The 26481-nt window shown below is 62.6% G+C and carries 21 protein-coding genes; 11 read left to right on the top strand and 10 right to left on the bottom strand.

Annotated elements, in window-relative coordinates; genetic code table 11:
- Positions 1–31: 31 nt before the first annotated feature.
- From R3F00_RS12950 to R3F00_RS12930, 5 genes are all read right to left on the bottom strand, one after another.
- Entirely contained in the window at positions 32–910 is an 879-nt protein-coding gene (locus tag R3F00_RS12950) for a ParB/RepB/Spo0J family partition protein (protein ID WP_371282210.1), read from the bottom strand.
- A gap of 12 nt (positions 911–922) precedes the next feature.
- Positions 923–1714: a ParA family protein gene (locus R3F00_RS12945; protein WP_371282209.1), complete on the bottom strand. Its 792-nt coding sequence runs from the start codon at positions 1712–1714 to the stop codon at positions 923–925.
- The gene (gene rsmG / locus R3F00_RS12940) at positions 1711–2370 is read right to left on the bottom strand and encodes a 16S rRNA (guanine(527)-N(7))-methyltransferase RsmG (protein ID WP_371282208.1); all 660 of its coding nucleotides are present in this window, start codon (positions 2368–2370) and stop codon (positions 1711–1713) included. The genes R3F00_RS12945 and rsmG overlap by 4 nt, the downstream gene beginning before the upstream one ends.
- Positions 2371–2503: 133 nt before the next feature.
- On the bottom strand, positions 2504–2962 hold the full coding sequence (locus R3F00_RS12935) for an SPFH domain-containing protein (RefSeq protein WP_371282207.1): 459 nt from the start codon (positions 2960–2962) through the stop codon (positions 2504–2506).
- A gap of 259 nt (positions 2963–3221) precedes the next feature.
- Complete coding sequence (locus R3F00_RS12930; RefSeq protein WP_371282206.1) at positions 3222–5639, bottom strand: prolyl oligopeptidase family serine peptidase; 2418 nt, start codon at positions 5637–5639, stop codon at positions 3222–3224.
- Between the two features lie 160 nt (positions 5640–5799).
- Here R3F00_RS12930 and R3F00_RS12925 point away from each other — a divergent pair, with 160 nt between their 5' ends.
- Genes R3F00_RS12925 through hemC form a run of 4 tightly spaced genes read left to right on the top strand, consistent with a single transcriptional unit; the run spans position 5800 to position 9208 of the window.
- Positions 5800–6471 carry an alpha/beta hydrolase gene (locus R3F00_RS12925; RefSeq protein WP_371282205.1) on the top strand — a complete coding sequence of 224 codons (672 nt, stop codon included), beginning with the start codon at positions 5800–5802 and terminating at the stop codon, positions 6469–6471.
- Positions 6472–6516: 45 nt separating this feature from the next.
- Positions 6517–7554 (top strand): sensor histidine kinase, encoded by a 1038-nt coding sequence (locus R3F00_RS12920; protein WP_371282204.1) that lies wholly within the window; start codon positions 6517–6519, stop codon positions 7552–7554.
- Positions 7551–8285, top strand: coding sequence for a LytR/AlgR family response regulator transcription factor (locus R3F00_RS12915; RefSeq protein WP_371282203.1), 735 nt, complete (start codon positions 7551–7553; stop codon positions 8283–8285). Before R3F00_RS12920 ends, R3F00_RS12915 begins: the two co-directional genes overlap by 4 nt.
- Positions 8282–9208 carry a hydroxymethylbilane synthase gene (gene hemC / locus R3F00_RS12910; RefSeq protein WP_371282202.1) on the top strand — a complete coding sequence of 309 codons (927 nt, stop codon included), beginning with the start codon at positions 8282–8284 and terminating at the stop codon, positions 9206–9208. Before R3F00_RS12915 ends, hemC begins: the two co-directional genes overlap by 4 nt.
- Before the next feature lie 203 nt (positions 9209–9411).
- Here the strand turns inward: hemC and R3F00_RS12905 are convergent, their stop codons facing one another.
- From R3F00_RS12905 to R3F00_RS12885, 5 genes are all read right to left on the bottom strand, one after another.
- On the bottom strand, positions 9412–10215 hold the full coding sequence (locus tag R3F00_RS12905; RefSeq protein ID WP_371282201.1) for a YdiY family protein: 804 nt from the start codon (positions 10213–10215) through the stop codon (positions 9412–9414).
- 141 nt (positions 10216–10356) lie between these two features.
- On the bottom strand, positions 10357–11388 hold the full coding sequence (locus R3F00_RS12900) for a dimethyl sulfoxide reductase anchor subunit family protein (RefSeq protein ID WP_371282200.1): 1032 nt from the start codon (positions 11386–11388) through the stop codon (positions 10357–10359).
- A 12-nt stretch (positions 11389–11400) separates the two neighbouring features.
- The gene (locus R3F00_RS12895) at positions 11401–12234 is read right to left on the bottom strand and encodes a 4Fe-4S dicluster domain-containing protein (protein WP_371282199.1); all 834 of its coding nucleotides are present in this window, start codon (positions 12232–12234) and stop codon (positions 11401–11403) included.
- Complete coding sequence (locus R3F00_RS12890; protein WP_371282198.1) at positions 12231–13997, bottom strand: SLC13 family permease; 1767 nt, start codon at positions 13995–13997, stop codon at positions 12231–12233. The genes R3F00_RS12895 and R3F00_RS12890 overlap by 4 nt, the downstream gene beginning before the upstream one ends.
- Positions 13994–16873 carry a molybdopterin oxidoreductase family protein gene (locus R3F00_RS12885; RefSeq protein ID WP_371282197.1) on the bottom strand — a complete coding sequence of 960 codons (2880 nt, stop codon included), beginning with the start codon at positions 16871–16873 and terminating at the stop codon, positions 13994–13996. The genes R3F00_RS12890 and R3F00_RS12885 overlap by 4 nt, the downstream gene beginning before the upstream one ends.
- Positions 16874–17023: 150 nt before the next feature.
- Between R3F00_RS12885 and blaOXA the strand changes: the two genes are divergently transcribed.
- From blaOXA to fdhF, 7 genes are all read left to right on the top strand, one after another.
- Positions 17024–17851, top strand: a complete 828-nt coding sequence (gene blaOXA / locus R3F00_RS12880; protein ID WP_371282196.1) for a class D beta-lactamase — start codon at positions 17024–17026, stop codon at positions 17849–17851.
- Positions 17852–17953: 102 nt separating this feature from the next.
- Positions 17954–18937, top strand: coding sequence for a helix-turn-helix transcriptional regulator (locus tag R3F00_RS12875; protein ID WP_371282195.1), 984 nt, complete (start codon positions 17954–17956; stop codon positions 18935–18937).
- Positions 18934–19890: a patatin-like phospholipase family protein gene (locus tag R3F00_RS12870; RefSeq protein ID WP_371282194.1), complete on the top strand. Its 957-nt coding sequence runs from the start codon at positions 18934–18936 to the stop codon at positions 19888–19890. Before R3F00_RS12875 ends, R3F00_RS12870 begins: the two co-directional genes overlap by 4 nt.
- Before the next feature lie 147 nt (positions 19891–20037).
- Positions 20038–20490 (top strand): hypothetical protein, encoded by a 453-nt coding sequence (locus tag R3F00_RS12865; protein WP_371282193.1) that lies wholly within the window; start codon positions 20038–20040, stop codon positions 20488–20490.
- 40 nt (positions 20491–20530) lie between these two features.
- Entirely contained in the window at positions 20531–21049 is a 519-nt protein-coding gene (locus R3F00_RS12860) for a formate dehydrogenase subunit gamma (protein WP_371282192.1), read from the top strand.
- Positions 21046–22581 carry a formate dehydrogenase beta subunit gene (locus tag R3F00_RS12855; protein WP_371282191.1) on the top strand — a complete coding sequence of 512 codons (1536 nt, stop codon included), beginning with the start codon at positions 21046–21048 and terminating at the stop codon, positions 22579–22581. The genes R3F00_RS12860 and R3F00_RS12855 overlap by 4 nt, the downstream gene beginning before the upstream one ends.
- A 756-nt stretch (positions 22582–23337) precedes the next feature.
- A complete protein-coding gene (gene fdhF / locus R3F00_RS12850; RefSeq protein ID WP_371282190.1) occupies positions 23338–26232 on the top strand; it encodes a formate dehydrogenase subunit alpha in 2895 nt (964 codons plus the stop codon).
- Positions 26233–26481: the final 249 nt, after the last annotated feature.

Raw genomic sequence — 26481 nt, 5'->3', positions numbered from 1 at the left:
CTGACGGGCCTCCTGCAAAACCCAGTGAGAATCAGCGAATTTTTCCGAGAATGCCGTCGAGTTCGTCGAGGCTGTGATACTGGATGACAACCTTGCCGCGACCGCCGCGGCCATGGTTGATCGCAACTCGCGCACCGAGTTTCTCGGCCAGTTCGTTTTCCAGCGATTCGATGTTGGCGTCGCGTTTCGGTTTCGCGGGCTTGCCCCGTGGCAATTCCGTGGCACCGCGGACCGCCTCTTCGAGTTGACGAACCGACCATTCGTTGTCGATGGCTCTGGATGCCAGCGCGATGGCACGGGCTGGCGGCAAGGTCAGCAATGCGCGTGCGTGGCCCATCTCGAGTTTGCCGTCATCAAGCAGCTTGCGAATTTCATCGGGCAATTCGAGCAGGCGCAGCAGGTTGGAGACCGAGGCGCGCGAGCGTCCGACCGCATCCGCAGTTTGCTGATGGGTCAGCTTGAATTCCGCGATCAGGCGTGAAAGGGATTGCGCCTCCTCCAGTGGAGAAAGGTCTTCACGCTGGATGTTCTCGATCAGCGCAATGGCGATTGCGGAACGATCGTCGATGTCGCGCACCAGGGCGGGAATTTCCGCCATGCCGGCCAGCTGGCTGGCGCGCCAGCGTCGTTCGCCGGCAATCAATTCGAAGCGGTTCTTGCCGGCGCTGCGGACGATGATCGGTTCGATCACGCCTTGCGACTTGATCGACTCGGCCAGTTCCTGCAACAGGTCTTCGTCGAAATGGCGCCGCGGCTGGTATTTGCCGGCGCTGATCGACGTGACGGCGAGCGAGCGCAAATCCCCTTCCGCATTCGCGCTGTTCGCTGCGTTCTCGTTGGCATCGTCGTTGCCGCCGAGCAGGGCATCAAGCCCGCGACCGAGCCCAAGCCCGCGTTTTTTTGCTGCCATTGCTGCGTATTCCTAACTGGTTGCTGCGGTCGCTGCGGCGGGCGTGCGCTCGCGGCGGAGCATTTCGCCGGCGAGACCGAAGTAGGCGATGGCGCCGCGTGATTCACGATCGTAAAGGTTGATCGGCTTGCCGTGGCTGGGTGCCTCGGCGAGCCGGATATTGCGGGGAATGATCGAGCGCAGCAGCTTCTCGCCAAAGTGCTTGTGCAACTGCGCCGACACGTCATTGCTGAGATTGTTGCGCACGTCATACATCGTTCGCAGCAGGCCCTCGATTTCGAGTCCGGGATTCAGGCGCTTGCGCACGGCCTTGATCGTGTCGACCAGACTGGACAGGCCTTCGAGGGCGAAGTATTCGCACTGCATCGGTATCAGGACGCCATGCGCGGCGGTCAGCGCATTCAGGGTAAGCAGGTGCAATGATGGCGGGCAGTCGATCAGGATCGTGTGGTAGCGATCGCCGAGCTTGTCCAGTTGTTCCTTGAGCCGGTGCTCGCGGGCCAGGGCGTCCATCAGCTTGATCTCGGCCGCGGTCAGGTCGCCACTGCCAGGAAGCAGGTCGAAGCCGCTCTCGGTCTTGACGATGGCATCTTCGATGGCAGCTTCCTCGAGCAGCACGTCGCAGCCATTCGGCTTTGCCTCGCGCTTGTCGACACCGGCCGCCATGGTCGCGTTGCCCTGTGGATCAAGATCGACCAGCAGGACTTTCCGGCGTGTTTCGGCAAGCGCCGCGGCCAGGTTGACGGCCGTTGTGGTCTTGCCGACTCCACCCTTCTGATTTGCGACGGCGATGATGCGTGTCATGAATGTGTCCCGGCAGCCGCCAGATCCTGGCTGCGTTTGATGATGACCAGATGGCGCTCGGCATCGAGGCCGGGTACCTCCAGACGATGTACGGCTTCTATCACGAAGCCGCTGGGCAGTGCGTCCAGCTCATCCTGCGGGAATCGCCCCTTCAGCGCCAGCCAGCGACCTTCGGGCTTGAGCAGATGGCCCGCCCAGCCCAGCATGTCCGCCAGTGTCGCGAAAGCACGGGCCGTGATGCAATCAAACTCGCCCTCGACCGCTTCGACCCGGGACTCCACGACCCGGACCCGCGCCAGTTTCAGGTGACGGACGGCCTCGCGCAGGAATCGTGCCTTCTTGCCATTCGAATCAACGAGCTGAACCTCAAGTTCCGGTCGGGCCAACGCCAACGGAATGCCGGGAATTCCCGCGCCTGTGCCCAGGTCGGCCAGCGACGTTCCGGAAACATGGGGCAACACCGCCAGCGAATCGAGCAGGTGTCGCGTGATCATTTCGCCGGGATCGCGCACGGCAGTCAGGTTGTAGGCGGCGTTCCAGCGCAACAGCAGTTCGACATAGTCGAGCTGACGCTCGACGGTCGAATCGTCCAGATCGAGCTTCAGCGCCGTCAGCCCCGCACGCAGCCGCTGCCTCAGCGGTTCGCGGTTGGACATGAGTCGCTCGGAATCGAAAGGGGCGCCAGTATCGGGGTCAATCGCGCTCAAGGCAACGCTGATCAGGCCATGCAGGCGTCATGCGCCCTGTCCAGGGCAGGCCTCGGAACCATGGGTCCTGCCGGGAATCGGTTCAGGCTGCGCTGCGCAGATCGATCCGCGTGACCAGCAGGCCACGCTCGCGAACCTCGCTATTGAGGCCCTGCTTGAGCCAGATACGGCGTTCCGCGGTTTCCGGCGGGACCGAGTCACCGGCCAGCAGGCGGGTGGTCTGGTCGCTCAGCAGGGCATCGACGCACTCGATGACCTGGTCGGCCCGTTGCGGATCGAGCACCTGGTAATAGACCGATGCCGCGTAGTTCTCGCCGTTCGAGAGGGCGCCGCTGACTTCGATGGTCGAGCCGGTCAAGCTCATCTTGTGCGAGACGCGCTCGATCAGGGGCAGCATGAAATGCATGCCTGCGCCGACAAATCGGGTGTGCCCGCCGAATCGGCGTAGCGAGTAGACCTGACCCTCGGGAATGCGGCGCACGCAAACGGCGGCGAGTGCAGCCAGGGAAACGAGCATGATCGAAATGATTGAGATCGACATTTCTTAGTACCATCATGAGGTTATCCAGTGAACCTCATGTGCATCCTAACAAAGCTGGCGCGAAACTGGAATAACGAAGGCTTAACATTCTCCCTTGCAGCGCAACAACAAGCGCTGAACGGGATCACAGTTTCTCGTCGATATCGGGCTTTTGCGTGGCGCGATTGCGGCTTTCCGATGCCGTGGCAGGTCTGCGGCAGTGCGTTGGCCAGGCGCAGGCAACAAGGCCCGCCGAAGCGGGCCCTGCTGGAGGTGAAGCCTACCGAGCCGGAGTGGGCCCTGGCGTACCGATATGCGTATCCATCAGTTTCAGGATGCGCCGGTATTCGTCGTACCAGGAATCCGAATGCACGAAGCCGTGACGTTCCAGCGGATAGCCGGCCAGCTCGAAGTCGTCCTTGCGCAGCTCGATCAGGCGCTGGTTCAGGCGCACCGAATCCTGGAACAGGACGTTGTCATCCAGCATGCCGTGGGCAATCAGCAGGCCGCCCTGCAGGCCATCGGCGAATTCGATCGGCGATGATCGCTGGTAGGCGATCGGATCGACCTGCGGCGTGTTGAGGATGTTCGAAGTGTACTCGTGGTTGTACGACGTCCAGTCGGTGACCGGGCGCAGGGCCGCACCGGCCGAGAACACCTCCGGCGCCCGGAACATCGCCATCAGGGCCATGAAACCGCCGTAGGAACCGCCGTAGACGCCGATGCGAGAGCGATCCACGGAATGGTTGGCCACCAGCCAGTTCACCCCGTCGATCAGGTCTTCGAGTTCCGGGTGACCCATCTGACGGTAGATCGCGGTGCGCCAGTCGCGGCCGTAACCCTTCGAGGCGCGGTAATCCATGTCGAGCACGACATAGCCTTTCGAGGTAAGCAGATTGTGGAACATCTGCTCACGGAAATAATTCGGGTAGCCGCTGATCGTGTTCTGCAGATAGCCGGCGCCGTGCACGAACAGCACGGCCGGATACTTGCGGCTCGCGTCGAAGTCCGCCGGCTTGTACAGCTTGGCGTAGATCGGTGCATCGACGTGGCTGGACGGAACCTCGACAATTTCCAGTTTCGGCCACTCGAGCGCCTTGTATTCCGGCGTAAGCGTGTCGGTGAGCAGGCGCGGCTGGCCACCGGTGGCGGCAACCAGCGACAGCTGCGGTGGCACATAGGTCGTGGACTGCAACAGGGCGAGCTGGCCGTCATCGGGCGAAAGTTCGAATCCGTCCAGACCCTCGACGCGGGTCAGGCGTTCGAGTTTTCCGCCGCTGGCTGCAACGCGGTAGGCATCGTAGGCGTAGGGGGCCTGTGCGTTGCTGAGCACATAGAACCATTGGCCATCCGCAGAAAGCTCGGGTTCGGAGATTTCGAACGTGCCCGATGTCAGCGCCCTGGCACGTGACCCCGGCGTCTTGATGTAGAGCTGCGAGTAGCCGCTCTCTTCGCTGAGGTACCAGAGCTGGCGGCTGTCGGGCGTCCAGCCGAAATCATTGAAGTACCAGTTGATCCAGGCTTCGTCACTGAGGCGGTGTTCGCTGACCAGCTTGTCGTGCTTGAAATCGACGCGGGCTATCCAGCGATCCTTGTTGTCGATGGCGCGCAACTGGATCGCGACCTGGCTGCCGTCCGGGCTCCAGATCATGTCGGCCACATTGATATCCCGAACTTTCGGCTCGTCCGACTTCGCCGGCTCTGCAGTCTTCTTTTCCTGCTTCCCACCGGTTTCCCTGGCTTTCTGATTTTCTTCGCGGACCTTCGCCAGGGGATCATCCTTGCTGCCTGGCAGGTCCTCCATGGAAAGTCTTGTCTGGCGGTGATCGGCCAGGTCGAGCAACCAGATCGTGGCCGGTGCCGGCGCATTGCGGCCGACACGCACGCGTTCGTCTTCCTGTTCCTCGTAACCGGACTCGGTCACGTAGTGCTGCAGCTTCGCGATCTTGCCCTTGTCGTAGTCCTTGGCCGTCGTCACGATCAGCAGGGTGCGGCCATTCGGAGACAGCGCGGTGCCTTCGATGTCGACGTCGCTGCCCAGGTAGAACGGCTGCGGCGAGCGCGTCGCATCGCCCTTGCGGAATGCCTCGTCATTGTTCTTCGTCGCTTCGCGATCGTCCTTGATCGTGCGCAGGGTAGAGAACAGTCGCAGTTGCAGCTCACCGAGATCATCCGGCTTGCTCGCCTCGGGATCCGCTTCGGCCTTGACCACGGCGGCGGGCGCGGTGACGCGACTGGCGATGTCGTAGCTGAACCAGTCGTTTGCAACGCGAAACTGGAGTGCGCGCCCGTCGGCGCTGAATTGCGGGGCGGCTTCGGTCTGCGGCGACCGGGTAACCTGGATCAGCTGGCTGTTGCGAAGATCACGAATGAAGATATCGCCATTGCGGACAAACGCGGCCTGATTCCGGCTGCGATCGAAGACCGCATCCTTGCCATCCGCACTGGCCATCAGTGCCGGATCGATCAGCACATCCTTTCCGGTCTCCAGATCGATGCGGTGCAGATCGCGAATCGTGGATCCTTCGCGCTTGAGCCGGTAGTAGATCGACTTGCCGTCGACACTCCAGTACGGCGACTCGACCGGTGGCCCGATCCAGTCCGGATCGGCCATGGACTGTTCCAGCGTAATGGCGCCTGCCGGTGCGGCAAGCGCGCATAGCCAGGCAGTCAGTGCGGCAACGGCGAATCGTGACATCGTCGAAATCTCCGGAAAAAGGCAATCGCACAGGATACCTGCTCGATGCAGGCCTGCAATGCGCCAGAAGTCAGCGCTTGCGCGGGTTCGCGCGCCTGGCGCACTTGGCATTCGACGACGAATCGGGCAGCCTGCCCGATTCGTCGGACGAGGATGGAACATGGTGCTCGAGTGTGTGGAAAAGGAAACAGGTCGCAACCCGCAATTCGCGGTGATCTGGTTGCATGGCCTCGGCGCGGACGGCAACGACTTCGTGTCGATGGTCCCTGAAATTGTCGCAGCGGACTGGCCGACGGCGAGATTCGTGTTTCCGCATGCGCCGAGACGGCCCATTACGGTCAACGGTGGCATGACGATGCGTGCCTGGTACGACATCACCGGAATGGAGATCGCGCAACGACAGGACGAAACCGGCATTCGCCAGTCGATCACGCAGGTCGAGGCCCTGATCGCGCGCGAAGTAGAGCGCGGCATTCCGGCTGCGAAGATCATCCTGGCCGGATTTTCGCAGGGTGCCGCCATGTCGATCTCGACGGGTTTGCGACATGCCGAACGCCTGGCCGGCGTCATTGCGCTTTCAGGCTACCTGCCGCTGGAACGACAGCTCGAAACCGAGCGCTCTGCCGCGAATGCGGATGTGCCGATCTTCATGGGACATGGCAGCCTCGATCCCGTCGTGCCGCAGACGCTGGGCATGTTGAGCCGCGATTTCCTGCGCTCGCTGGGCTACAGCGTGGATTGGCACAGCTACGCCATGGCGCATCAGGTCTGCATGGAGGAAATCGCCGATCTGCGCAACTGGATCAGCGCGAGGGTACGCAACCTGAGCTGATTCATCCCGCGCGCTGCATAATCGACCATCGGCATGGGAGGCGGTATGGCTGAATCCGAAAAGCATCGCTGGCTGCCGCAGTTCTGCAGTCTGCCGACGCTGTTTGCCCTGATGGTCGTGGCCGAGATCGTTGCGCTGGTGATCGCCATGGCACCGGATCGTGTCGCGCGCTCCTGGATCAGCGAGCTCGCCATCGCAAGCGTCTTCGTGCAGTGGCTGGCCCTGCTCAATGCCGTGGTCCTGTGTTCCTCGCGCGAGACCCTGGAGCGCCTGTCCATACGTCTCGGATTCTTCGTGGCCTGGGCACTCGCCGTGGTCACCACGGCGCTCGGAAGCGCCGTGGTTTACTCGATGGACCATGCACTCGGATTCGGGCTGACTTCACCACCGGGCTCCGGCTGGCGTTTCTCGCTGGGCAATGCTGCCATCTGCGCCCTGATTGCAGCAGCCCTGTTGCGTTACCTCTACATTCGCGAGCTGTGGCAGGAGCGTATCCGCGCCGCAGCCAAGGCACAGGTGGACGCCCTGCAGGCACGCATACGTCCGCATTTCCTGTTCAACAGCATGAACACGATCGCCAGCCTGATCCGCAAGCGGCCGCAGGATGCAGAACGCGCCGTGGAAGATCTCTCCGATCTTTTTCGGGCGGCGCTCGGTGCGCGTGAAACCCTGGCGACCCTCGGCGAAGAACTTGACCTGATCGGACAGTATCTGCGCATTGAGGGCCTGCGTCTCGGCGACAGGTTGCGATTGCAGCTCGAGCTGGACGAGCTGCCGCGAGACTTGCCGATGCCCGCCCTGCTGTTGCAGCCACTTGTGGAGAATGCCGTCTACCACGGCATTCAGCGGCTGCCCGAGGGTGGAACGTTGAGCATTCGCGGCACCCGCTCGCCGGGGCGGGTGGAAATCGTCGTGAACAATCCGGTTCCCGATGATGCGGCACTTCCGCGCAACGCCCATGCGCTGTCCAACGTCCGCGCGCGCATCGAGTACCATTTTGGCGAGAAGGGTGCGCTGCTGGTGCAGCCCGAGCGTGGAGAATTCACGGTGACCGTGCGTTTGCCGGATGCGACAACACGATGAGGACCCTAGTCGTCGACGACGAATCCCTCGCCCGTGAGCGTCTGGTCGACCTGCTCGGCGATATTGCGTCCATCGAGGTGGTCGGCGAAGCCGCTGACGGTCGTGAAGCACTCGAGGCGGTCGAAAGGCTGCGACCTGACCTGGTCCTGATGGATATCCGGATGCCGCGCATGGACGGCCTCGAAGCGGCGCGCCACCTTGGCAAGTTCGAAAACGCGCCGGCCATCGTTTTCTGCACGGCCTACGACGAACACGCCTTGGCTGCCTTCGATGCGAATGCCGTCGACTACCTGCTCAAGCCGATCCGGGCCGACCGCCTGCGCGCGGCCATCGAACGCGCAGGGCGCTTCAGTCGCGAAGCGGTCGAGGTCATCGAGCGCGAAGATGCCGGACGGCGCGAGCGCAGCCATCTCTGCGCCCGCGTTCGCGGAAACCTCGTGCTCGTTCCCATTTCCGAAATCGACTATCTGCTGGCCGAGGACAAATACGTGATCGTTCACCATGCCGGCGGCGAAGTGCTGATCGAAGAACCCTTGAAGACCCTGGAACAGGAATTCGGCGACCGCTTCGTGCGCATCCATCGCAACTGCCTGGTCGCGCTCGAGCGATTGACCGGCCTGGCTCGAACCACGGACGGTCGTGTACTGGCCAGGCTGGAAAACGTCAACGCCGAGCTCGAAGTGAGTCGCAGGAATCTTCCCTCGATACGCAAGCTGGTGCGCTCGCTATGAAGCATCTACGCATTGCCACGCGCAAGAGTGCACTGGCCCTCTGGCAGGCCGAACATGTCGCCACGCGTCTGCGTGCCGCGCATCCGGATCTCGAAATCGAACTCGTGCCGATGACCACACGCGGTGATCAGGTGCTGGATCGCCCGCTGTCGGAAATCGGCGGCAAGGGCTTGTTCCTCAAGGAGCTCGAAATCGCGATGCTCGAGGAGCGTGCCGATATCGCCGTGCACTCGCTCAAGGACGTGCCCATGGAGCTTGAGCCGGGTTTTTCCATCGGCGCCGTGCTCGAACGCGCGGACGCAGCGGACGCCTTCATCAGCAACAGCGTGACCCGCCTCGACCAGCTGCCGAATGCTGCACGCGTTGGAACTTCTTCCCTGCGCAGGCAGGCGCAACTGCGGTCACTACGACCGGACCTGCAGCTACTCGACTTGCGTGGCAACGTCAACACGCGTCTTGCGCGCCTCGATGAAGGCCACTACGACGCCATCATTCTCGCCTGCGCGGGACTCGAGCGGCTCGGATTGTCCGAGCGCATCCGTTCGCGACTGGTTGCTCCGGACTGGCTGCCTGCCGTCGCTCAGGGTGCCATCGCGATCGAACAACGCCTCGGCGACGAGCGCGTGGCCGAGCGCATCCGTGCTCTGGATGATGCCAGTACGCGCCGTTGCGTGGAGTGCGAGCGCGCGATGAACCGTCGTCTGCATGGCAGCTGCAACGTGCCGATTGCCGGCTACTGTGTTGAAACCGAAGCCGGACTGGCCCTGTATGGACTCGTCGGCGATGCGGGCACGGGTCGCCTGATCCGGGTCGAGGTCGAGGGCTCCGGGCTGGATATCGGTGAAAGCCTCGGCAACCAGGTTGCGGAATTGCTGCTGGAGCGCGGCGCCGATCAAATTCTCGGCGCCTTGCGCAAGGTCTAGCAGGCTGTTTCGGCCCATGGATACACCATGGGCCTCGCACTACTCCTGCGGTCGAAACTCCGATTTGGGACCCAGCCAGCTTTTCGCTCCCTCGCCCCCCGGGAGAGGGCTGGGGTGAGGGTACGCTTTCGCGCCGTTCCCCATGGTTCCTGTTTTCGGCCGCAAGGGGATTTTCAAGGTCCGCTCATGCGGCTGTCACCGCCTCAGAACTTGAACACCACGTTGGTGGTAACCAGCTGATCGGTCTTGTCCAGGCCTGCACGGACTTCCGAGTTGTAGCGGATCTGATAGCCGAGCTTCAGCGCCAGCCGATCGCTCATGCTGACCGAGAGTCCGGCGTCGTTCTGGAAATAGGTATTGTTCGAGCCGGCTTCGACGAGGCTGATGTTCTCGAATGAAGTGGAGTCGTTGAACTTGTGCTTGTAGGCCATCAGGCCACGGCCGACGAAATTGTCCTCTGCATCCGGATCGATCTCCGTGGTGACCGGCGGATCCCCGCTGGTGACCTCATACGGTTGCGGGTCGAGACGACGATAGCCGGGACCGATTTCGACGAAGAATTCGGTGTTCGGATTCTTCACGAGCGTATAGCCGTAGCTCAGCGACAGCACGAACTGGTAGCTGTATGGCGAAAATTCGTCGTCCTGGTAACGGGCCGCGCCGACCAGGTAGCTGCGCTCGTCGAACTTGTAGCCTGCCGAAGCGCCGGTTTCGTACTGGTTGGCAGTGACATCGTAGCTGCCGTTGGACTCGCCCTTGCTGCGCAGCGCATTGAAGTAGAAACCGTACTTCCACAACGGGTCCTCCTTCTTGATGTTGAACTTGACGTTGAGGTTTTCCGATCGCGTATTGCCGCTGGTGGCCGCAAAACCGAGTTCGCCGCTCCCCGACCAGCCCTCGTCGGATTTCTTCTCGTCGGCCTTCTTCTCATCGGCGGCAGGATCGTGGGCGAATGCACAAATCGGAAACGCAAGCAGCATTGCGCTCGCAAGGAGAGCTGTTTTCATGGCGGGTTCCTCGAGGAATGGGTGGGAATCTGAGCGCCTGGATACGTCACGCAGGCGTGGCGATGCTAGCGGGCGAAATTGAACCCGAAATGAACGAAGTGGCGGAAACGCCTCAAGATAGCGGCCACGAAAAGCGGGATTTCATCCGTTCCTCGCGCCGTAGTAGAGCATCACGGTGTGCTTGGCCTCGGCGAAAAACAGCCAGCGTTCGATGAAGATTCCGCCCATGCCGGCGAACAGAGAAAGCCATGCTGCCACCCCGCCGAATCGCGGCAGCAGCAGGCTTGCCAGGGCTAGCAACGCCGGAACTCCGAATCCTGCCACCAGGCAGATCCGGCGCAATTTGCGCGAATGCTTGCGCGCAAGGCGGAAGCCCATTTCGTGGGTCAGGTAATTTTCTTCGGTATGCGGCTGCTCGAATGAGCCGACCGCGCCCAGCGTACCAAGACCGATGGCATCGCCGGTGGTAGCGCTCGGCCCTTCATCAACGAAGCGCCAATACCGCAACTTCAGAATGGCCCCGGCCACGGCCGTCGCAACGATCAATGGAAGCAGGTATTTGAGGTGCCTGGTGCCGCCAAAGGAAATCGATGTCAGCACCCAGGCAAAAAGTGCGCCCGTAAAGAGAGCTAGCAATAGATAGCCGATGACGACCTTGCGATTGTGCCAGACACGGACAGGTTTGATGCAGGCGTAGATGTGCGCGGTGCACCAGACCGTGGCAAATGAGCCGAAGACCAGCAGGATGCTCCCAAGGAACTTCGTCGGAGTAAGCATCCAGAACCACGAATCAAGGTCCGCGTCAGGGTGCGAGGCCGGTATCAGCCAGTCGACATAGAAGGATCCGCCGGCGAGCACGACAGCGGGCAAATAGGTCAGGATCGCGGCGACCCCTTCGCGAGAAAGCCACGAACTGCGCCATTGCGAAAAGGCGCGCCAGGCACGCGAGGGTTTGCCTAAATGCCAGAGAGAAGAAACCAGACCGCTACTGACCAGCAGAAAACCCATTCCCAGGCCGAACGTCAACAGTTCTGTAAACAGGATCAGGTTCAACCCGTCTCCATGGTGAATCTCCGGCCAGAACAGCAACAGCAAAACACCGAGGAGAAACCACAGCCCGTAGCCTGCGCCGGAAATCACAGTAAAGAAGATGATCGAAAAGGTCGGGCGCATCGTCGATTGTTCTCAGCGTGACAGTACGCGATCGACCCAGCGCAACAGCGGTGGCAGTTGCTTGCTGTCGACGGCTTCGGGCGCGGGTTCGGGTTTCGCGCTCGCTGCATCGCGTCGCGGACGCGGCGGCAGGTAGCGATTGACGGGCTTGTAGCCGAGCTCCGGCATCAGCGCGTAGCCGCCACGCTCTTCGACCAGTTTCGAGACATTCGATTCGGCATCGCCGAGATCGCCGAAGTGACGTGCGCGGGTCGGACAGGCCAGTACGCAGGCGGGCTGGCGATCAGCCTCGTCGAGCGTCTCGTTGTAGATGCGATCGACGCACAGCGTGCACTTCTGCATGACCCCGCGTTTCGCACTGAACTCTCGCGCGCCATACGGGCAGGCCCAGGCGCACAACTGGCAACCGATGCACTTGTCCTCATCGACCAGGACAATGCCGTCCTCGGCTCGCTTGTAGCTTGCCCCGGTCGGACACACCGTCACGCAGGCCGGCGTCTCGCAATGCAGGCAGGAGCGCGGGAAGTGGACACTCATCGCGTTCGCGGGATTCGGGATTCGGGAATCGGGATTCGCAGAGGCGGTCTGCGGAGACTCGGAGTCATCGGGCTTGCGATTGCTCTTGCATTCGCTCTTGCCGAATCCCGCTACTTCGTAGCTATGCACGCGGTTGAACCACACTCCCATGGGTTCCGCGCCATAGGCCTCCTCATCCGGCAAGGGTCCGAATGCGCCGCCCTCGTTCCATTCCTTGCAGGCGATCGCACAGGCATGGCAACCGACACAGGTGTCGAGGTCGATCACGAGGCCGAGCTTTCGGGTGGTCGGCGGCGGCAGGCGAGTCATGGTTGCAGCGGCCAGAACTGCGGAATCAGGTACATCGAAATGGCGCAGAAGATCGCGATCAGGGGAATGCCGACCTTCATGAAGTCCATGAATCGATAGCCGCCCGCGTAATAGACCATCGTGTTGGTCGGGTAGCCGACCGGTGTCGCAAACGAGGTGGCCGCGGCGAAGGCCACTGCGATCACGAACGGTCGAGGATCGGCATCCACGGCATGGGCCACGGTGACGGCAATGCCGCACATCAGCACCACCGAAGGATTGTGCCCCATCAGTTCGGTCAGCAGGGCCGTCATCAGATAGACCATCAGCAGGGCGGCCAGCGGTCCGTGCTCTCCGACTACCCCCATGCCTGCGTTGACCAGGGTCTGCGACAGTCCGCTGTTCTCGATGGCCGTGCCCAACGGCAGAATGGCCGCCAGAAGGATGATGATTTTCCAGTCGATTCCCTGGTAGAGATCCTTGCGCCCGTAGCATCCGGCCACTGCCATGGCGATGGCGCCGGCAATTGCGGCTACCGGAATCGGCAACCAGTGCAGTCCGGATACGAGTACCACCGACACCATGATCAATACGGCGGCAATGGCCCGTCGTGACGTGCGGCGGGTATCTTCGCGTTCGCTCAGAACGACGAAGCGCTCATCGTTGCGGAAGGCGCCGGCAGCGTCGTCCTCGACCAGCAACAGCAATACATCGCCGGCAGCGAGGCGCACGTCCTTGAGCTTGTCGCGCAGGATGCGTCCGCGCTGGTGGATGGCCAGGACGATGGCATCGTGATTGCGCCTGAAATCCAGTTCTTCCAGCGAGTTGCCTTCGATGTTGCTGGCCGGCTTGACCATCACTTCGACCAGGGTGCGCGCGCTGCTCTTGTCGTGGCCGTAGCGGTTTTCCGGATCGATCTGCAGATCGGCGCGCTTGCGGAACTCCTCGATCTTGTCCCAGTCGCCGCGCACCAGCAGCACATCGCCCACTTCCAGTTCCTGTGATCGCGGCGACCACAGGTGACGGTCGCCGCGCAGCAGCTCAAGCGGGTAGACACCGTACTTGTCACCCAGTTTCGCGTCCGCGATGGTTTGCCCGACCAGGGGCGAATCGGCGCTGACCTTGAGCTCGGTGACATACTTTCCGATGTCCGCCTCGACGGTCACGATCGGCGTGATCTGCTTCGGCAGCAACCAGCGACCGACCAGCATCAGGTAGATGATGCCGACCACGGCCAGCAAGGCGCCCAGGCGAGTGAATTCGAATACGCCAAAGCCGGCGATGCCGTACTGCTGGGCGAGGCTGTCGGCGAGCAGGTTGGACGAGGTTCCGATCAGGGTGCACACGCCACCCATCTGCGCGGCATAGGCCATCGGCAGCAGCACGCGCGCCGGCGAGGTTCCGGTATTCGAGCAGACCCGCAGCGCAAGCGGAAGAAACGTGGCGACCAGGGCGATGTTCTTGACGAACGCGCCCATCGGCGCAATCGCGAGCATCAGGCACAGCGTCAGCAGCCAGGGTTTTCGAATGCGGGACAGCAGGCGGCCCAGCGGTTCGAGTGCGCCGGAGCGCTCGATGCCGAGGCTCAGCGCGAACATCGCGGCAACCGTGATCGTGGCCTCGTTGCTGAAGCCGGCCAGGGCTTCGGTCGGCGTGACCAGGCCGAGCACGACCAACAGCACCAGCACGATCAGGGCGACGATGTCGATGCGCACCTTCTCGCTGGCGAACAGCGCAATCGCACCAACCACGAGCACCAGGGTCATCCACTGCGGCGTCGTCATGCGGCTTTCCCTGTCGGGTTGAGCTCGACGCGATGGCCTTCCCGTTGTGGTTCCGGATCGCACTCGATGCGCACGCGCAAGTCGAACCACGCCGCCTGACCCGTGACCGGATCCGCATTGGCATGGCGATGTCCGTCGGACTTCGCTGGCAGCAGTTCGTCGATCAAATGATTCAGCAGGAAGCCGTCACGATTTTCCGGTGCATCGTCGCTCAACCTCCAGGCCCCCTTGCGCTTGCCGATGGCATTCCACGTCCACAGGGTGCCCGGAGCAGTCGCCACATGCAATTTTGCCTGGACCCGGATGCGCCCGAGCGGCGATGCCAGCCAGATCCAGTCGCCATCGGCCACGTTGTTTTCCGACGCCGTGCGCGGGTTCAGGTAGAGATAGTTGCGCGTCGTGATCTGCCGCAGCCAGGCATTCTGCGACCCCCAGCTGTGATACATGAACATCGGTCTTTGGGTTATCGCAGATAGCGGGAAATCGCTCTCGGAAGAGTCCGCACACGGGTATGCGCTTCTGCCTTGCTCTTGGCGGAGGGACCCGCGTGAAGCCAGGTCTTCGTACCAGAATGGCAGGGGATCGAAATAGCGCTCGACACGTTCGCGCTCGCGCTCGGGCGGCTGCTGTGCGCCATGCCCCTGCGCAGCGAGACGGAAACGCTGCAGTGTCTCGCAGTACAACTGCAACACGATCGGATCGGTCGAGCCGAGGAATCCCAGCGACCTGGCCCAGTTCAGGTAGTCCTGGTTGGCCATCTTGTAGTAGCGCGCCGCGTCGGGAACCCGGGCCTCCCACACGCAACCATGTTCGACATAGCGCTTGATCTGGTCAGGATTGGGTTCGCCGAAGCCTGCCTTCGAACCATCCGTGCCGCGCCAGCCGGCTAGCATGCCGACGCCGGGCGCGCGTTCGTGTTCAACCATGTACTGGGCAAAACCTTCTGGATACTTCGGGCTGCCATCCTCTTTCAGGAGACCGGGCAGGCCGATGCGCGTGCCCAGATCGATCAGCACATCCTGGAACGGACGCACGTCGCGATCCGGCGGCATGACCGGCTGGCGGATCGCATCGGCCGCGCAGTCCGCATCCGAAATCGGCCGGTCGAGCATGCTGATGCAGTCGTGCCGTTCGAGGTAGGTCGTATCGGGCAGGACCAGGTCGGCAAAGGCCACCGTTTCGGACAGATAGGCGTCCGAATAGATGATGTGCGGAATGCGGTATTCGCCCGTGGCTTCGTCGCGGTCACAGAGCATGCGCCGCGTCTCGCTGGTGTTCATCGACGAATTCCAGCCCATGTTGGCCATGAACATCAGAAGGGTGTCGATGCGGTAGGGGTCGCCGGCCCAGGCGTTGCGGATCACCGAATGCATGAGTCCGTGTGCGGCCAGCGGGTGCTCCCAGGAATAGGCCTTGTCGAGCCGGCGCGGCCGACCTTCGGCGTCGACCAGGAGATCATCCGGGCACTGCACATAGCCGAGCGGCCCGCCGTCGAGCAGGCCATTGTCCTTGCGCGCCTTGCCGGGGCGATTCGGCGGCGGTGCAGGCTTGGGATAGGGCGGCTGGTAGCGGAAGCTGCCGGGCGTATCGATGGCGCCGAGCAACATCTGCAGCACATGCAGGGTGCGGCAGGTGTGGAAGCCGTTCGAATGCGCCGAGATGCCGCGCATCGCGTGCATGGCGACCGGTCGACCGATCATCTTCTCGTGATGGCGGCCATGCGCGTCGGTCCAGGCCTGATCCAGCGTGATCGATTGATCGAATGCGGTTTCGGCCAGTTCGCGGGCCAGTCGCCGAATCGTTTCGACACTGACGCCGCAGCGTTCGCTGACCGCTTCGGGTGAACACTCTTCAGCCAGGTAGCGCTCCGCCAACAGCTGGAATGACGGGATCGCCGTTCGCCCGTCGTCCAGCGTGAACTCGCCAACGACCAGCGGCGAGATGCCGGTAGCGTCCGCACGGACCAGGACAACTCTCCCGCCCACATCCCGGCTTTCACCAGAATGATCGACGACACGCCGCGCCGCGCACAGCGCATGTCCGTCGGCATCACGCGCGATCAGTCCATCATCCGCCGCACCCGGATCACGGATCACCAGATGGTGGGCATTGGTGTATCGCACCAGATAGTCGAAATCGATGCGGTCCAGGCGCAGCAATTCGTGGATAAGGGCGCCGGCAAGCAGGCCATCCGTGCCCGGATTGATCGGCACCCATTCATCCGCGATCGCGCCATAGCCGGTGCGCACCGGATTGATCGCGACAATCCTGGCCCCGCGTGCCTTGAGCTTGCCGAGGCCGAGCTTGATCGGATTGGAATCGTGATCTTCGGCCACACCCCAGAGCATCAGGTATCGGGTCAGGTCCCAATCGGGTTCGCCGAACTCCCAGAAGCTGCCGCCAAACGTGTACATGCCGGCGGCGGCCATGTTGACCGAGCAGAAGCCGCCATGAGCCGCATAGTTGATCGTGCCGAACTGCTGTGCCCACCAGCCGGTCAGGGCCTGGGACTGGTCGCGTCCGGTAAAGAAAGCGAGCTCGTCGGGGTTGCGCTTGCGGATGTCGCCCAGCCACTTCGCGGCCAGTTCGAGCGCCTCGTCCCATTCGATCTCGCGGAATTCGCCCTTGCCTCGTTCGCCAACGCGGAGCAGCGGTTTGGACAGGCGTGCCGGCGAGTAGTGCTGCTTGATGCCGGCCGAACCCTTGGCGCAGATCACGCCGCGATTGACCGGGTGCTTCGGATTGCCGTCGATGTAGCGCACGCGGCCATCCTTCAGATGCACGCGGATGCCGCATCGGCACGCACACATGTAGCACGTGGTCGTCTTGACCTCGTCGCCGGTGGGTCGATTCAGCTCGAGTGAAGCGTGCGGCATCGGACGAAGTTGCGCTGCTCGGGACCGCTGATGGTAATCGGTAATCCCGGCAACCGGGGTGCTGCCCGCGTTCTGTCAGATTTCGGCCCGCGCAAATCCTTGTTTCGACTGGAATCTGTTGATTCACTCGAGGGCAAGGGGGCAACCGGCATGAAGGCAGGGCGATGGCGGGTCGCGTTGATCCTGTTCGGCGTCCTGTTGGTGTCCGATGCCCTGGCGTCAGATATCCAGTGGCAGGAGCGTGCGGACTTTTCCCGCATCTTCGTGCAAGCCGACGTGATCGGCACCGTCGTGGTATTCGACGAGACGGGCCAGAACTGGCTTGTCCATGATCCGATTCGCGCCGAGGCCGCCTACTCGCCGGCATCCACCTTCAAGGTCTTCAACGCCCTGGCCGCCCTCGAATCCGGGGCGGTTTCCGACGAATACGAGGTGATCCGCTGGGACGGCCAGGAGCGACGGATGCCGGCCTGGAACCGGGATCACAGTCTGGCCAGCGGCATGCGCTACTCCGTGGTCTGGTTCTACCAGGCCGTGGCGCGACGCATCGGCGCAAAGCGCATGCAGGCGTATCTCGATGCAGTCGACTACGGCAATCGCAGCATCGGCGATACGATCGATCAGTTCTGGCTCGACAATTCCTTGCGCATTTCAGCAAGGCAGCAAGTCGACTTCCTGCGTCGTTTGGCCGATGGCAAGCTTCCCTTTACCGAGCGTAGCCAGGAGGCGGTGAGGCGCATCACGATTTCCACCGACGCGCCTGGCTGGATCCTGCATCAGAAAACCGGTTGGTCGACCCGCGGCGCGGCCGATGGCAAGACCGATCTGGGCTGGTCGGTGGGCTGGCTGGAACGCGACGGTCGACGCTGGTTCTTCGCCATCAACATCGACATGCCAGCAGCAGACGACGCAACGAAACGCCTGTCGATCCCGCTGCGGCTCCTCGAAAGCATCGGCGCATTCGGGCCAGACCGGTAAAACAGGGCGCATCGTCCCTGTGCCTGGCGCAGCTCAAGCCTGCGCACGCAGGGTCGCTTATGCCAAACTCTGCGTCGGATTCACAACGCGGCAGTTTCGACCATGGATCGCTACGAACGCACCTTGCTCCTGCACCGGATGCTCAAGTCCGCGCGCTATCCGGTCACGCTCAAGCACGTGCAGGAAGAGCTGCAGTGCTCCAGGGCAACGATGTATCGCGATATCGCCTTCCTGCGCGATGCGCTGGGCGCGCCCATCGAGAGCGATTCGGAAAACGGCACGATCTACTACGCCAAGGACGAGGCCGACCGCTTCGAACTGCCGGGGCTCTGGCTTTCCAGCGAGGAGCTGGCGGCCTTGCTCGCTCTCAACGAGTTGCTCGGTCGATCCGACCCGGGCGTATTGGCCGGTGCCCTGGCGCCGTTCCGGGAACGCATCGAGGGCCTGCTTTCCGATCATGCCAGCGGCCGGACCTTGCCGGTGGAGCGCATTCGCGTCATCTCCAGTGGCGCACGCAAGCTGGATCAGGTTGTCTTCCGCACCGTGTCCAGCGCCTTGCTCAGTCGCAAGCGCATCACCTTCGAATACCGCGCCCGCACGACCAACACACCGAGTACCCGTGAAGTCTCGCCGCAGCGACTCGCCCATTACCGCGACAACTGGTATCTCGATGCCTGGGACCACGGCCGCGAAGCACTGCGCAGCTTCGCCCTCGATCGCATGCGCTCGGTCGCAGTCCGCGACGAGACTTCGCTCGACAGCGACCTGGCCGAACTCGACGCGCACCTCGCTTCCAGCTACGGCATTTTTTCCGGCGCACCGAAGGCCACTGCGGTCCTGCACTTTTCCGAACACGCGGCACGCTGGGTCGCCGACGAGCACTGGCACTCGCGCCAGGAAGGCCACTGGCTGCCCGACGGTCGCTATGAACTGAAAGTGCCCTACAGCAACTCGCGCGAGTTGCTGATGGATGTACTCAAGTATGGCCCCGATGCCGAAGTGGTTTCGCCGGTATCGCTGCGCGAGGAAATGAGAATCCTGCTGCAATTGGCCATTGGCAGCTATCAGACTGCAAAAACCTCATGAACGATGCGGTTGCCAGCTCTGACGATTCGACGGCCCGCAAGATCCCCATCTCGCTGGTGCTCGGCTCGGGTGGCGCGCGTGGTTATGCACACATCGGCGTGATCGAGGAGCTGATTGCGCAGGGCTTCGATATCCGTTCCATCGCGGGCAGCTCGATGGGCGCGCTCGTCGGTGGCGTCTATGCGGCGGGGAAATTGAATGCCTATCGGGACTGGGTCCTGACCCTGGCCCGTTTCGACGTCTTCAAGCTTCTGGATATCACGGTCAGCGGCGGCGGCTTCATCAAGGGAAACCGCATCATCAGCGCGATGCGCGAGCACGTCGGCGAGGTCAACATCGAGGATCTGCCGATCAGCTATACGGCCGTTGCGGTTGATCTCGATGCGCATCGCGAAGTCTGGTTTTCGCGAGGTTCATTGTTCGAGGCGATCCGGGCCTCGATCGCGATTCCCACCATTTTTCGTCCGCATCGCTACCGCGGTCGACTGCTGGTCGATGGCGGTCTGCTCAATCCATTGCCGGTCTCGCCCACCTTGCGCGACCATACCCAGGCCACGATCGCCGTGGACGTCAATGCGCCCGCCGAGCCGCTGCACGAAGAGGAAAGTGACGAGTCTCCCGAGGCCGACGGATCTGCAGACAGTGGAGGGGGCCTGGTGCCACGCGTGCGCCGGATGCTTGGCGTGCCGCCGGTCCCTGCAGGATCGGTTGCCGACGCAACGCGCGACCCCAGCGTGATCGATCTGTTTGCGCGCTCGCTCGATACCGTGCAGGAAACCATCACCCGGCTCAAACTGGCGGCGCAGCCACCGGATCTGTTGATCACGATTCCACGCAACGTCTGCATGTTCTACGATTTTCATCGCGCTGAAAGCGTGATTGAATGGGGCCGCAAACGCACACGCGAAGCGCTGGATCGCTGGACACCGCCAGAAAACGGAGCTCGAGTCTGAACGCATCGACCTGGCCGGACGGGAACCTTCCGGCGCTGGCCGGGTCCAGAGCCAGCGGACAACGGCCGGCTTCAGGGCCCGGAATTCCCTGTCAGCAAAACACGACGCAACACTTCACCACAGCCCCCACCTTGAGGTACCGAGTCAATGAATTTTCATGGAACACGCTGGTTGGCCATGCTGGCGCTGCTTTTTGCCACATGGGGTTTCCCCGCTGCGGCAAGCGCGCAAGCGAACTATCGCCTCGAGTTGACCATCGCGCGTGACGGATCGCTGGCTGCGGCACCCGTCATCGAAGTCAAGGCCGGTGCGCAGGCGGAAGTGCGCAATGAAGATCCGGCCAAACCGGATGCCGGGTTCAGGATCCTGATCACCGCCACTCCGCTCGAGTTTTCGTCGACCGGCAAGGAGTCGATCAAGCTGGACGTTGATTTCGCTGCCCGTCATGACGGCAAGTGGGTCACGCGCGGCCAGCATTCGGTGACGGCCGTGCTTGGCAAACCGCTCAGCTTCGGGTTTCCGCCTGCCAAGGAAGAGCCGAATGGCAAGAAATACGAGTTGACGATCCGACCGCAAAGCGCGTTGGTCGAGGCGCAATAGCGCTCCACGCGAGGCAGGAGCCGCACGCAGCGAGGACAAGATGCCGGGAGCACAAGCCAGCGCGCATGGGTCTTCATCAGAGAATGTTCTGAAAGACGACGCGCGCACTGCTGTGCTTCTCGCCATCGATTCTGAGGCCAGCAGGGTCGACTCGCTGCTGCCGATCCTGCACCGCATTCAGGATGCCCTTGGCTACGTGCCCGCCGCGGCTGTTCCGCTGGTGGCCGATGCGCTCAACCTGAGTCGTGCCGAAGTGCACGGCGTGATCAGTTTCTATCATCATTTTCGCAGCAAGGCCCCAGGTCGGCACGTGCTCAAGCTGTGCCGTGCCGAGGCCTGTCAGGCCATGGGCGCACGCACACTGGAACGCCATCTGACCGAGCGACTGGCGATCGGGTTCGGCGCAACGACAGCGGATGGCAGCATCACGCTGGAGCCGGTCTACTGCCTCGGCAACTGCGCCTGCGCGCCCTCGGCGATGCTGGATGACCGGGTTCACGGGCGGCTGTCTGTCGAAAAGATCGACCGCCTGGTCGAAGCCTGCCGGAAGGGTACATGAGCGTGCGTATTCGCGTTCCGCGCGATACCACGGCCATCGCCTGTGGCGCGGATGAGGTAGTCGAACGGATTGCAGGCGAAGCCGCGCATCGCGATATCGAAGTGGAGATCATCCGCAACGGATCACGTGGCCTCTGTTTTCTGGAACCGCTGGTCGAAGTTGAAACCGATGCAGGCCGGATCGGGTTTGGTCCAGTCGAGGTGGACGACATTGCTGCGCTGTTCGAGGCGGGATTCCCGCGGGCATGCAGCCATCCGCTTGCCCTGGGTCCGGTTGACCAGATCGACTGGCTCAGAAAGCAGCAGCGCTTCTGTTTTTCCCGCAACGGCATCATCGATCCACTCGATTTGCAAGATTACCAAGCGCACGGCGGCTGGCGCGGGCTCGAGCGCGCCCTGGAAATGCAGCCGGCCGGGATTGTGCAATGCGTGACCGATTCCGGCTTGCGAGGTCGCGGCGGCGCGGCGTTCCCGTGTGGCATCAAGTGGAAAACCGTGCTCGATCAGGAATCGTCGCGCAAGTTCATCGTCTGCAATGCGGACGAGGGCGACTCCGGAACGTTTTCGGACCGCATGGCCATGGAAGGCGATCCGTACCGCCTTATCGAAGGCATGCTGATTGCCGCGATCGCGGTGGGCGCGAACCGGGGCTACATCTATCTGCGCAGCGAATATCCGCTCACCCGGTCCATTCTCGTCGAAGCAATCGAGCGCGCACGCGCAGCGGGCTGGCTCGGCACGAATATTCGGGAGTCCGGATACAACTTCGACATCGAACTGCGCATCGGCGCAGGCGCCTACATCTGCGGCGAGGAAACCTCGCTGCTGGAAAGTCTCGAAGGACGACGCGGCCAGGTGCGCTTCAAGCCGCCGCTGCCGGCGATCAAGGGCCTGTTCGGGCAGCCGACCGTGATCAACAACGTGATCACCCTGGCTTCGGTACCGGACATTCTTGCTCGCGGCGCCGACTGGTATCGCGACCTTGGCATGGGCCGTTCGCGCGGCACGCTGCCGATCCAGCTGGGCGGGAACATCAAGCGCGGCGGCCTCATCGAGCTGGCCTTTGGCGTGACCCTACGCGAACTGCTTTACGACTACGGTGGCGGAACTGCCAGCGGCCGGCCGATCCGCGCCGTCCAGGTCGGCGGCCCGCTCGGAGCCTATCTGGGCGAATCGCATTTCGACACGCCCGTCGACTATGAAGCCTTCGCCGCAATCGACGCGATGCTCGGCCACGGTGGCATCGTCGTCTTCGACGATACCGTCGACATGGCCGAACAGGCGCGGTTCGCAATGGAGTTTTGCGCCATCGAATCCTGCGGTAAATGCACGCCCTGCCGCATCGGCTCGACACGTGGCGTGGAAGTGATCGACCGCATCCGTAGCGGCACGGATGCCGAAGCGAACAAGCATCTTTTGACCAGCCTCTGCGACACCATGCTGCACGGCTCGCTCTGCGCACTCGGCGGCTTGACGCCCATGCCGGTACTCAGCGCCCTGAAACACTTCCCCGAAGATTTTGCAGCGCTCTAACGCAGCTCTAGCGCAGGAGACCCGCCAGGGGCGAAGCTCCATGACGCCCATGCCGGCACGGCGCCCTGAAACTCTTCCCTGAAGATTTTGCAGCGGACTAGCGCAGCTCAACCGTAGGAGGCCCGTCAGGGGCGATGCTTTGGGGCACGTTGCGAGAAGAGCATCGCCCCTGACGGGCCTCCTACGGAAGCGGTGCCTGATTGACGGGCCTGATCCGCCACTCGACCCTCCGTAGGAACAGGCTTCAGCCGTGATGCTCTGAATGGCAATCCCGCGAAGCGCATCGCAGCTAAAGCTGGCTCCTACAACGCAAGGGCGCGAAACGCATCGCTATTGAGGCAGCGGTGCCTGATTGACGGGCCTGATCCGCCACTCGACCCTCCGTAGGAACAGGCTTCAGCCGTGATGCTCTGAATGGCAATCCCGCGAAGCGCATCGCAGCTAAAGCTGGCTCCTACAACGCAAGGGCGCGAAACGCATCGCTATTGAGGCAGGGCTCCCATTTGCAAGAGAGTCCGCTTCGCCACTCGATCCTCCGTAGGAACAGGCTTCAGCCGTGATGCTCTGAATGGCAATCCCGCGAAAGCATCGCAGCTGAAGCGGGCTCCTACGAGGCAATCCGGCAAAAGCATCGCAGCTGAAGCGGGCTTCTACGAGGCAATCCCGCGCAGCGAATGCACGACCATTTTGCTGTACCCGTCATGTCGACCGTACTAGGATGTGGACGCAAGCCAGCACATCTCGACGAGGTGATCAATGCGCTCCATCGCAGACACCGACTACGGCACACCGGCGATCCAGTCGCTGGGTTCGCTGAAGCTCGTCAGCCTGGAAATCGACGGGCAGGCGGTCAAGGTGCCTGTCGGAACCACGGTCATGCGGGCGGCGGCCCTGAGCCGGATCGGCATTCCGCGGCTCTGCGCGACTGACACGCTTGCTGCATTCGGATCCTGTCGCCTCTGCCTCGTGCAGATCGAGGGCATGAAGGGCTACCCGGCCTCGTGCACGACACCCGTCGCCGAAGGCATGAAGGTCAGCACGCAGAATGCAAAGCTCGCCGAGATCCGGCGCGGCGTGATGGAACTCTACATTTCCGATCATCCACCCGACTGCGAGGGCTGCGCCCCGGACGGCCGCTGTGAAGTGCAGGAAATGGCGACCGCGGTCGGTTTCGAACGCAACCGCTACGGTTTCGGCGGCGCCAATCATTTTTCTGCCGAACACGCAGGCGTCGCCAATCCGCTTTTCTCTGCGGTCGATGCATCCAATCCCTATTTTCGCTTCGATCCCTCGCAATGCATCGTCTGCTCACGCTGCGTGCGGGCCTGCGATGAAGTGCAGGGCACGTTCGCCCTGACCATCCAGGGCCGCGGCTTCGATTCGAAAGTCGTCGCCAGCCAGGATGAATCCTTCCTCTCTTCGGAATGCGTTTCCTGTGGCGCCTGCGTACAGGCCTGCCCGACGTCCGCCCTGCTGGAAAAATCGGTGATCGAAAAGGGACAGGCCGAGAGCAGCGTGGTCACGACCTGTGCCTATTGCGGCGTCGGTTGTTCGTTCCGCGCCGAGATGAAAGGCGAGGAAGTCGTGCGCATGGTTCCGCACATCGATGGCAAGGCCAATCATGGCCATGCCTGCGTCAAGGGACGCTTTGCCACCGGCTACGCGACGCACAAGGACCGCATCACCACGCCGATGATCCGCAGCAGGATCAGCGATCCATGGACGGTGGTGTCCTGGGACGAGGCGATCGCGCATACCGCAAGCGAGTTCCGACGCATCCAGAGCAAGTACGGCCGCGATTCGATTGGCGGCATCACCTCCTCGCGCTGCACCAACGAGGAAACCTGGCTCGTGCAGAAACTCGTGCGCGCGGCATTCGGCAACAACAACGTGGATACCTGTGCGCGCGTCTGCCATTCACCCACCGGCTACGGACTCAAGGCCACGCTCGGTGAATCGGCAGGCACCCAGGATTTCGATTCGGTCATGCAGGCCGACGTGATCTTCGTCATCGGCGCCAATCCGACCGACGCGCATCCGGTGTTCGCATCGCAGATGAAACGGCGCCTGCGCGAAGGCGCGAAGTTGATCATTGCCGACCCGCGCAGTATCGACCTGGTCCGCTCGCCACACGTGCAGGCGGACTATCTGCTCAAGCTCAGGCCCGGCACCAATGTCGCCCTGCTCAATGCGATGGCGCACGTCATTGTCAACGAGGGCCTGGTCGACGAGGCCTTCGTCGCCTCGCGCTGCGAGGCCGCTGCCTTTGCCCAATGGAAGACCTTCATCGCCGATGCAAGCCATTCGCCCGAAGCCAGCGAATCCGAAACGGGCGTGCCGGCCGCCTTGGTGCGCGCGGCAGCGAGACTGTTCGCCACCGCTGGCAATGCGGCGATCTATTACGGCCTCGGCGTGACCGAGCATTCGCAAGGCTCGACCGCGGTCATGGCAATCGCCAACCTGGCCATGGCCACCGGCAACATCGGCCGACGCGGTGTCGGTGTGAATCCGCTGCGTGGGCAGAACAACGTGCAGGGTTCCTGCGACATGGGCTCGTTCCCGCATGAATTGCCCGGCTACCGCCATGTGTCGGATTCGAGCGTGCGCGCGAGCTTCGAGCATGACTGGGGCGTGCCGATCCTGGCCGAGCCGGGCCTGCGCATTCCGAACATGTTCGAGGCCGCGCTCGATGGCGAGTTCATGGGGCTCTACGTAGAAGGCGAGGACATCGGCCAGTCCGATCCGAACACCCAGCACGTGACCGCGGCACTGAGCGCGATGGAGTGCGTGGTCGTGCAGGACTTGTTCCTTAACGAGACCGCCAAGTTCGCGCACGTGTTCCTGCCCGGTTCGACCTTCCTCGAAAAGGACGGCACCTTCACCAATGCCGAGCGCCGCATCTCGCGCGTGCGCCGCGTCATGAAACCGAAATCCGGCTATGCCGATTGGGAAATCACCCAGCTCCTGTCGAATGCTTTGGGCTACCCGATGAACTACGCGCATCCGTCCGAGATCATGGACGAGATCGCGCGCCTGACGCCGACCTTCAGCGGTGTCAGTTACGCAAGGCTCGACGAACTCGGCAGCATCCAGTGGCCGTGCAACGCCGAGGCTCCCGATGGCACGCCCACCATGCACGTCGAGGAATTCGTGCGCGGCAAGGGCCGCTTCATGCGCACCGAGTACGTGCCGACCACGGAAAAGGTCAACGCGAAGTTCCCGCTGATCCTCACCACCGGACGCATCCTCAGCCAGTACAACGTCGGCGCGCAGACGCGGCGCACATCGAACACGGTCTGGCATGACGAGGACCGCATCGAGATCCATCCGCACGATGCCGAACAGCGCGGCATTGCCGAAGGCGACTGGGTCGGCATCGCCAGCCGCGCCGGCGACACGGTGCTGCGCGCGCAGATCAGCGAACGCATGCAGCCCGGTGTCGTCTACACCACCTTCCACTTCCCGTTCTCGGGCGCCAACGTGATCACCACCGAAAATTCGGACTGGGCCACCAACTGCCCCGAGTACAAGGTCACCGCCGTCGAGATCACCCGCGTCAGCCAACCCTCCGAATGGCAGCAACGCTATCGCGCCTTCAGCGAAGTGCAGCAGCAGCTGCTGCGCGAGCGACGCCTGGAGAAATCTTCATAGGCCCACACCACGCAATTCCAGAAGCGCTCTCGTAGAAGGCCCGTCAGGGGCGATGCTCTCAGGGAATGACGTAGGAGCAGGCTTCAGCCGCGATGCTCCTCACTTCAGCCGCGATGCTCCCCCGCTCTTGGTAGGAGGCCCGTCAGGGGCGATGCTCTCAAGAAATGCCGTAGGAGCAGGCTTCAGCCGCGATGCTCCCCCGCTTTTCGTAGGAGGCCCGTCAGGGGCGATGCTCTCAAGGAATGCCGT

Origin of the sequence: Dokdonella sp. (assembly GCF_041395345.1) — a bacterium.
GTDB lineage: Bacteria > Pseudomonadota > Gammaproteobacteria > Xanthomonadales > Rhodanobacteraceae > Dokdonella.
This window is presented reverse-complemented; position numbering and strand designations above follow the sequence as displayed.

Bases quoted from the DNA above. Each gene is read 5' to 3' on its own strand.
- R3F00_RS12950 (WP_371282210.1), bottom strand. From the start codon at position 910: ATGGCAGCAAAAAAACGCGGGCTTGGGCTCGGTCGCGGGCTTGATGCC.
- R3F00_RS12945 (WP_371282209.1), bottom strand. From the start codon at position 1,714: ATGACACGCATCATCGCCGTCGCAAATCAGAAGGGTGGAGTCGGCAAG.
- rsmG (WP_371282208.1), bottom strand. From the start codon at position 2,370: ATGTCCAACCGCGAACCGCTGAGGCAGCGGCTGCGTGCGGGGCTGACG.
- R3F00_RS12935 (WP_371282207.1), bottom strand. From the start codon at position 2,962: ATGTCGATCTCAATCATTTCGATCATGCTCGTTTCCCTGGCTGCACTC.
- R3F00_RS12930 (WP_371282206.1), bottom strand. From the start codon at position 5,639: ATGTCACGATTCGCCGTTGCCGCACTGACTGCCTGGCTATGCGCGCTT.
- R3F00_RS12925 (WP_371282205.1), top strand. From the start codon at position 5,800: ATGGTGCTCGAGTGTGTGGAAAAGGAAACAGGTCGCAACCCGCAATTC.
- R3F00_RS12920 (WP_371282204.1), top strand. From the start codon at position 6,517: ATGGCTGAATCCGAAAAGCATCGCTGGCTGCCGCAGTTCTGCAGTCTG.
- R3F00_RS12915 (WP_371282203.1), top strand. From the start codon at position 7,551: ATGAGGACCCTAGTCGTCGACGACGAATCCCTCGCCCGTGAGCGTCTG.
- hemC (WP_371282202.1), top strand. From the start codon at position 8,282: ATGAAGCATCTACGCATTGCCACGCGCAAGAGTGCACTGGCCCTCTGG.
- R3F00_RS12905 (WP_371282201.1), bottom strand. From the start codon at position 10,215: ATGAAAACAGCTCTCCTTGCGAGCGCAATGCTGCTTGCGTTTCCGATT.
- R3F00_RS12900 (WP_371282200.1), bottom strand. From the start codon at position 11,388: ATGCGCCCGACCTTTTCGATCATCTTCTTTACTGTGATTTCCGGCGCA.
- R3F00_RS12895 (WP_371282199.1), bottom strand. From the start codon at position 12,234: ATGACTCGCCTGCCGCCGCCGACCACCCGAAAGCTCGGCCTCGTGATC.
- R3F00_RS12890 (WP_371282198.1), bottom strand. From the start codon at position 13,997: ATGACGACGCCGCAGTGGATGACCCTGGTGCTCGTGGTTGGTGCGATT.
- R3F00_RS12885 (WP_371282197.1), bottom strand. From the start codon at position 16,873: ATGCCGCACGCTTCACTCGAGCTGAATCGACCCACCGGCGACGAGGTC.
- blaOXA (WP_371282196.1), top strand. From the start codon at position 17,024: ATGAAGGCAGGGCGATGGCGGGTCGCGTTGATCCTGTTCGGCGTCCTG.
- R3F00_RS12875 (WP_371282195.1), top strand. From the start codon at position 17,954: ATGGATCGCTACGAACGCACCTTGCTCCTGCACCGGATGCTCAAGTCC.
- R3F00_RS12870 (WP_371282194.1), top strand. From the start codon at position 18,934: ATGAACGATGCGGTTGCCAGCTCTGACGATTCGACGGCCCGCAAGATC.
- R3F00_RS12865 (WP_371282193.1), top strand. From the start codon at position 20,038: ATGAATTTTCATGGAACACGCTGGTTGGCCATGCTGGCGCTGCTTTTT.
- R3F00_RS12860 (WP_371282192.1), top strand. From the start codon at position 20,531: ATGCCGGGAGCACAAGCCAGCGCGCATGGGTCTTCATCAGAGAATGTT.
- R3F00_RS12855 (WP_371282191.1), top strand. From the start codon at position 21,046: ATGAGCGTGCGTATTCGCGTTCCGCGCGATACCACGGCCATCGCCTGT.
- fdhF (WP_371282190.1), top strand. From the start codon at position 23,338: ATGCGCTCCATCGCAGACACCGACTACGGCACACCGGCGATCCAGTCG.